Source organism: Massilia sp. CT11-108 (assembly GCF_047302915.1).
GTDB lineage: Bacteria > Pseudomonadota > Gammaproteobacteria > Burkholderiales > Burkholderiaceae_D > Telluria > Telluria orientalis.
Genome location: NZ_JBKYMO010000339.1, coordinates 1 through 6,336 on the forward strand (window position 1 = coordinate 1; position 6,336 = coordinate 6,336).

The 6,336-nt window shown below is 66.2% G+C and carries 6 protein-coding genes; 4 read left to right on the forward strand and 2 right to left on the reverse strand.

The window, feature by feature from the left end:
* The first annotated feature begins 345 nt into the window (after positions 1-345).
* Positions 346-1,644, forward strand: a complete 1,299-nt coding sequence (locus tag ACEN88_RS22130; RefSeq protein ID WP_413343069.1) for an NAD(P)/FAD-dependent oxidoreductase — start codon at positions 346-348, stop codon at positions 1,642-1,644.
* A gap of 18 nt (positions 1,645-1,662) precedes the next feature.
* Positions 1,663-2,034 (forward strand): cupin domain-containing protein, encoded by a 372-nt coding sequence (locus ACEN88_RS22135; protein ID WP_413343071.1) that lies wholly within the window; start codon positions 1,663-1,665, stop codon positions 2,032-2,034.
* Between the two features lie 323 nt (positions 2,035-2,357).
* On the opposite strand, the gene ACEN88_RS22140 is transcribed toward ACEN88_RS22135, so the two are convergent.
* Both ACEN88_RS22140 and ACEN88_RS22145 read right to left on the reverse strand, forming a co-directional pair.
* Positions 2,358-3,749 (reverse strand): APC family permease, encoded by a 1,392-nt coding sequence (locus ACEN88_RS22140; protein ID WP_413343072.1) that lies wholly within the window; start codon positions 3,747-3,749, stop codon positions 2,358-2,360.
* Between the two features lie 11 nt (positions 3,750-3,760).
* On the reverse strand, positions 3,761-5,149 hold the full coding sequence (locus ACEN88_RS22145) for a DUF1329 domain-containing protein (protein ID WP_413343074.1): 1,389 nt from the start codon (positions 5,147-5,149) through the stop codon (positions 3,761-3,763).
* Between the two features lie 196 nt (positions 5,150-5,345).
* Between ACEN88_RS22145 and ACEN88_RS22150 the strand changes: the two genes are divergently transcribed.
* The gene (locus ACEN88_RS22150) at positions 5,346-6,146 is read left to right on the forward strand and encodes a MoaF C-terminal domain-containing protein (RefSeq protein ID WP_413343076.1); all 801 of its coding nucleotides are present in this window, start codon (positions 5,346-5,348) and stop codon (positions 6,144-6,146) included.
* Positions 6,147-6,151: 5 nt separating this feature from the next.
* Positions 6,152-6,336: SDR family NAD(P)-dependent oxidoreductase (locus ACEN88_RS22155; protein ID WP_413343078.1), on the forward strand; the 185-nt coding region annotated here is incomplete at its 3' end.

Consider the following 6,336-nt stretch of genomic DNA (forward strand, 5'->3'; position numbering starts at 1 on the left):
GACGTACGCGCCTGGCGCATGGCCGCCGCCTCGGCCGCCCGGCTGCCGCTCACGCCGATGACCGTTGCGGTGGCGGCCAGGCTCAGGATCACGAGTGCGGTGGCGGTGGCGCAGATGCGTGCGTTCAGGGACAGCGGGAAGCGGGGCATGGGGTCGTCTCAAGCTGGATAGTGTGAGCCATTCTAGGCATCGATACGGCGGCAGCAGTATCGAAAATCGGCAAGCAGTTCCCTGCGCAGGTCTGCCAGTTTTCGATAACGATGCGCGCGCCCCGCCCCGGATACTGGCATCGACAACAGGGCGGCGCACGCCGCGCCGCCCGCTCGCAGTCGGACAAGGTGCATCATGATCAATATCGAAACAGCGACCTATTACACGGCAACCAAGAAGTACGACCTCAGCTTCCCCAGCCTCGAGGAGGACATCGACGTCGACATCGTCGTCATCGGCGGCGGCTTCAGCGGCGTCAACACGGCACTCGAGCTGGCGGAGAAGGGTTTCAGGAACATCGCCCTGCTGGAAGCGCGCTACCTCGGCTTCGGCGGCACGGGCCGCAACGGCGGCCAGATCATGGCCGGCATCGGCCACGACCTGGACAAGGTCAAGAAGGACGTCGGCGAAGACGGCGTGCGCGCGATCTTCGAGATCAGCGACCTGGGCGCCGACATCATCCAGGACCGCATCGACAAGTACGGCATCATGGCCGACTTTTGCCACGGCTACGGCTACATGGGCTTCAACGGGCGCCAGGGCAAGACGCTGCGCGCGTGGGAAAAGGACTTCAAGTCGTTGAACTCGAAGCACGAGATCCGCTACCTGGAGGGTGCGGACGTCAAGTCCATCATCGGCTCCGACGCGTACCACTGCGCCCTGCTGCACATGGGCGGCGGCCACGTGCACTCGCTGAACCTGCTGCTGGGCGAAGCGCTGGCCCTGACCGGCCATGGCGCGAAGATCTACGAATACTCGCCGGCCGTCGAAGTGACCTACGGCGAACGCATCAAGGTGCGTACCGCCAAGGGCAGCGTCACGGCCAACAAGCTGCTGTGGGCCTGCGACAGCTTCCTCAACCGCATGGAGCCGGAACTGCACCGCTCGACGATCAACACGTTCGCCTTCCAGTGCATGACGGAGCCGCTGTCCGACGCGCTGATCGAGCGCATCAGCCCGATCCGCGGCGCCTACAGCGACATCCGGCCGATCATCGACTACTACCGCGTGACGAAGGAAAACCGGCTGCTGTTCGGCTCCGCCACGCCGCTCCTCGACCATATCCCGAACGACCTGAAAGCGTGGAACCGCGACCTGATGCTGAAGATCTTCCCGTACCTGCGCGACGTGAAGATCGACCTGGCCTGGGGCGGCCCGATGGCCTGCAGCCCGAACCTGTTCCCGCAGATCGGCTCCCTGCCGGGCCGTCCGAACGCGTTCTTCGTACAGGGCTACTCCGGTTTCGGCGTCACGCCGAGCCACATCATCTGCAAGATTCTCGCGGAAGGGATGGCGGAGGGTTCGCCGCGCTATGACCTGATCAGCTCCGTCCGGCGCGCGACCGTGGTCGGCAAGGACCAGTTCCGTCCCCTCATCTGCACCGCCGGCAAGACCTGGCACCAAGTTTCCGGTTATTGGACCGGTCGTCGCTAATCGAAAGGACTTTCATCTATGAGCATTACCCGGATCACCACCTCGCTGCGCCAGCAGGACCTGCACCCGATCGGCTCCGTCGCCAACCTCGGGGCCACCGTCGAAGCGGGCGACGTCCAGGCCTTCGTACGAGGCACGTTCGGCGGCCCGACGGATCCCGTGTCGGCCGGCTACTTCGGCGTCACGCACGGCACGTTCCGCATGACCTATCCGTTCAACGAGCAGGCCACCGTCGTGCAGGGCAGCGTCAAGCTGACCGACGTCGCCGCCGGCACCTCGGTGACCTACAACGTGGGCGACAGCTGGTTCGTCACCCAGGGCACCGAAGTCCTGTGGGAGATCCAGAGCGATTTCTTCGTCAAGCATTTCCTGGCCGTGGTCGACAAATAAGCCAGGCAATCTCTCCACTTCCCCACTATTTCTTTTCCAAAAAAATAGTGTTTTGCCCGCCTGTATCGGCGGGTTTTTTTTGGGCTGTGCTCGCGGCGCAGTTGTCGCCGGACGACTTGGCCCGGTTGCAGGAATGGATCGCCGCGAACAGGCTTGGCAGCCGGGGCGCCCCCTTGATGACGATGCGCTGCCGGTGGTCGTCGCGTAGACGACAGGCTTCGTCGACGCTCCCCGGCCCCGGGCAGGTGACATCCCGCGCATCCGCGCGGAACGAAAAAAGGCCGCGAGCGCTCGCGGCCTTTCTCTCCTGCGCTGGCGTCCGGTCACGCCACCCTGGCATCCCCGGCCACCGGCACCGGCCCCGCCGCGAACAACCGCTGCTTCATGAAACACTTGACCCAGATGGCCGCCACGAGGCCGAAGACACCGATCACGCTGCCGCTGTACAGCACGATGGACCGGGTCATCGCGGGATCCGGCGAGCTGTTCGCGATCACGTAGACGATGCCGGCGATCGCCGCCAGCTGCGGCAGCGGGTAGAACGGCGTGCGGAACGGGCGCGCCAGGTCCGGGCGGCGCGCGCGGAGCACCAGCAGCACGACGTGCGCCAGCAGGTAGACGAGCATCCAGCAGATCGTCGCCGCGATCGTCAGCGGCAGGATGTTGTTGGCGTCGCCCCGCGCCCACACGAGACCCACGACCGGGCAGGCGGCCACGAACAGCAGCGCCGGCACGGGCACCTGCCGCGTGCGCGACACGCGCTTGAAGAGCGGGAACACCTGGCCGTTCAGCGCCATCCCGTGCAGCATGCGCGGCACGGCGCCCAGCACCGCGTTGATCAGGCTCGCGCTGGCGGTCAGCGCGATCACGGCGAACACGATGCGGCCCGCGTGGCCGAACACGGCCGACACGACGTCCAGGTGCGGCGTGACGGATGCCGTCAGGACGGCGCGCGGCAGCACGTGCGCCGTGCCCCATGCGAACAGCAGGTTCACGGCCGAGATGCACGTGAGGCCGACGATCATGGCGCGCGGCAGGTCGCGGCGCGCGTCGCGGGCCTCTTCCACCATCGGCGTGACGTATTCGCAGCCGATCAGGGTCCAGAAGCACAGCACGGCCACCGGCGCGATGGCCGTGTGCACGGTGAACCCCTGCCATACCTGCGCGGCCGGTTGCGCGCCGGCGTGGAAGCCGCCCGCCACGTACAGGCCCACGACGAGGAAGAACGAGACGATCACGAACGTGAGGATCTGCTGCGTCGTCGCGAACACGTCGGTGCCGGCGAGGTTCAGCACGACCAGGATGCCGAGGAGCGACAGCGCCCAACCCATGTTGGGCATCAGGCCGGGGAACAGCTGGCCAATGACGCTATCGAACAGCATCAGCTCCGCCGGCAGGCCGAAGATCGCCGGCACCACGTAGCCGGCGAACACGGCGAGGATCGCCGGGAACTGGCCGACGGTGACTTCCGCATACGTGCTGATGCTGCCCGCCTGCGGCAGCGTCAGCGCCAGCTCCGCATAGCTCAGCGCATTGCAGATCGAGAGCAGGAACGCGAGTCCGTACGCGATGAAGAAGCCGGTGCCGCCGATGCCGACGGCCTGCAGCAGCGATACGGTGCTCGTCTGGCTGACGATGACGCCGATCGCGATCGAGAACAGCGCGAAGAACCCGAGGGTCTTCGCGGCCGGTGGGTGGTACGCCCGTGTTTCCATGTTCATCCGTCCTAGCGCTCGCTGATCGCCCGCAGGTTTTCCGACGTGTAGAACGATTCCTTGAACTTCTGGCCGTCCGGCTCGACGGCCCAGCGCATGTCCTTGCCGGTGCCCGCCGCGTGCTCGTCGATCACGTAGCGGCCTTCCAGCAGGTTGTACTGCGCGAACGCCGTGGCATCGCAGGTGCCGGTCTCGTACACGGGAATCGTATAGCCTTCCTTCACTTTCCACATCTTGCCCTGGCCATCATAATCCTCCGCGGCCACCAGGTTGTAGCTGTCTTCGTCCACGTAGAAGACTTTTTTCGGCGACGAGTGGCGCGTGCCGTTCTTCACGGTCGCCTCGACCACGTAGACGCGGTGCAGCTCGTAGCGGCGCGCATCGTTGCTCACGAAGTCGTTCTGGGCGATCTTGTGGAAGTCGCCGTCGAACTTGTACAGCCCGAACGAATTGTAGGGCACATACAGTTCCTTCTTGCCGACCAGCTTCCAGTCAAAGCGGTCGATCGGGCCGTTGAACACGAACGGCTCGTCGAGCGTGTACTGGTTCTCGAAGCCGATCTGCGGCGCATCGTAGGCATAGGCCGGCATGCGGCGCACGCGGCGCTGGCCCGGGAAGTAATAGAACGTTTCCGTGCCCGGCTTGTTCAGGAAGTTCTTGATCGTGAGGCCTTGCCCGGCCAGCGCTGTCGGCGTGTTGTAGGCGAAGTAGACGAACGATTCCGCGTCCGGCAGCGTGTTGAAATGGCGGCTGCCCTTGGCGCCCCACGGATAATAGTTGGTCTGCTCGGAACCGGCCGTGATCCAGTCGGTGCTGCCCTTGCGCGGCGAGACGGCCGTGTAGTTGTTCTTCCATTCGACGCCGACGCCGCGGTAGCGCATCTTGCTGTCGTAGATGACTTCCGTGCCGGTTTTCGGGAACGGGAACGGATAGCCGGGGACGATCGCGTCGGCCAGCGTCCAGCCGTCCGCGCCGATCTTCGCGACGCCCACGTTCTTCTTCGTGTTCTCGGCCACGAAATCCGGGACGCCGCACGAGCGGTGGCTCGGGTAGACGTCCATGCGGTAGCCCTTGTTGCCCTTCACGAGCGCCACCTGGCCGGGCGTCAGCTTGTCCTTGTACTTGTCGACGTTGCCCGCGTCGATCGAGAACAGCGGCTTCTCGGCCTTGTGTTTCCAGTAGTCGCCGCGGAATTTACCGTAGGCCCAGCCGGACGCCGGCGCTGCGCCGCCGGTCCAGGCGGGGATGGTGCCGTCCTTGTTGCCGGCCTTTTCCGCGCCCGACGGGGTCAGGTCCTTGCCGAGCCGGCTCGCGTCGTCGTCGGCCGCGCCGGCGGCGCCGCAGGCAAGCAGCAGGGTGGCGAGCAGCGCGCTCGCGCGCACAGTGCGGGAATTCCTCATCGATGTTCTCCTGTAGTGAAAATAGGCTGCGGGCGGGACATTCATCGTCCTCTCGGGCAGGTTCGAATCGATGGTAACGAGGCGGTCATCGTCGCCGGTATCGAAATTCGGCAATCTTCCATCGCCCATCTGGCGGATAGGCGGCGCGCGCCCTGCCCGGCAAAGTGGCGGCATGTTCAACCCACCGAGGATCATCATGACCACGTCCCCTACCTGGATTCCCGTCGGCGCGCTCGGCGACGCCTTCGCTCCCGACAACCACTGCCTGCCGCCGGATGCCGGCCTGGATGGCCGCACCCTGCAGTTGCACGGGGAAGATGGCCGCGCCACCACGCTCGCCTTCGGCACCGGCGGCACGCTCGTCCGCGACGGCGTCGCCACGAGGCAGTGCAACGTCACGCGGCCGCGGCCCGGCATCTGGTTCGTCGACTACCTGACGGAGGACGCGCCCCGCGGCGGCATCAGCCTCGTGCTGGACATCGAGCGCGGCAGCTACATCGAGATCGACGGCACGCTGCCGACGCGCGAGGAGGCCCTCGTGCCCCTGCTGACCCGCATCGCCCGCGGCGAAGAACTGACGCCCGTGAAGGCGCGCATCGTGCGCGGCACCATCGACCGGCCGTTCGCGCCGGACGCCGACCTGCCGCAGCCCACCCGCGACCTGCTCGGCAAGCGCGTCGAATACGTGTACAGCCCGCACGAGCGCTACGAGCACATCTACCTGAACGACGGCCTGTACGCGTGGCGCTGCATCGAGGGCTCCGAGCGCGGCCTGGGCGACACCGATGCCTGCCACTATTACCGGATCGACGCCGACCTGTACCTGTTCATCTGGCGCGAAAAGATCATTCCGACGCTGGGCATCGTGATGGTCGACCTGCGCGCCATGAAAACGACCGGCAAGATCATGGGCTATGAAGGCGACGACTTCGCCGGCGTGCGCAACTTCGGCGTCGGCGCCCATGCGCGCGTGCTGTCCGTGATCCCGGCGGAGTGACGGCCATGGCGAACCCGCAAGGACGATTCGCCGGCCAGGTCGCGCTGGTGACCGGCGGCGGCACCGGCATCGGCGAGGCCTGTGCCCACCTGCTGGCGCGCGAAGGTGCGCACGTCGTCGTGCTCGGACGGCGGCGCGAACGCGTCGAGGAAGTGGCACGCGCCTGCGGCGGCACGGCCCTCGCCTGCGA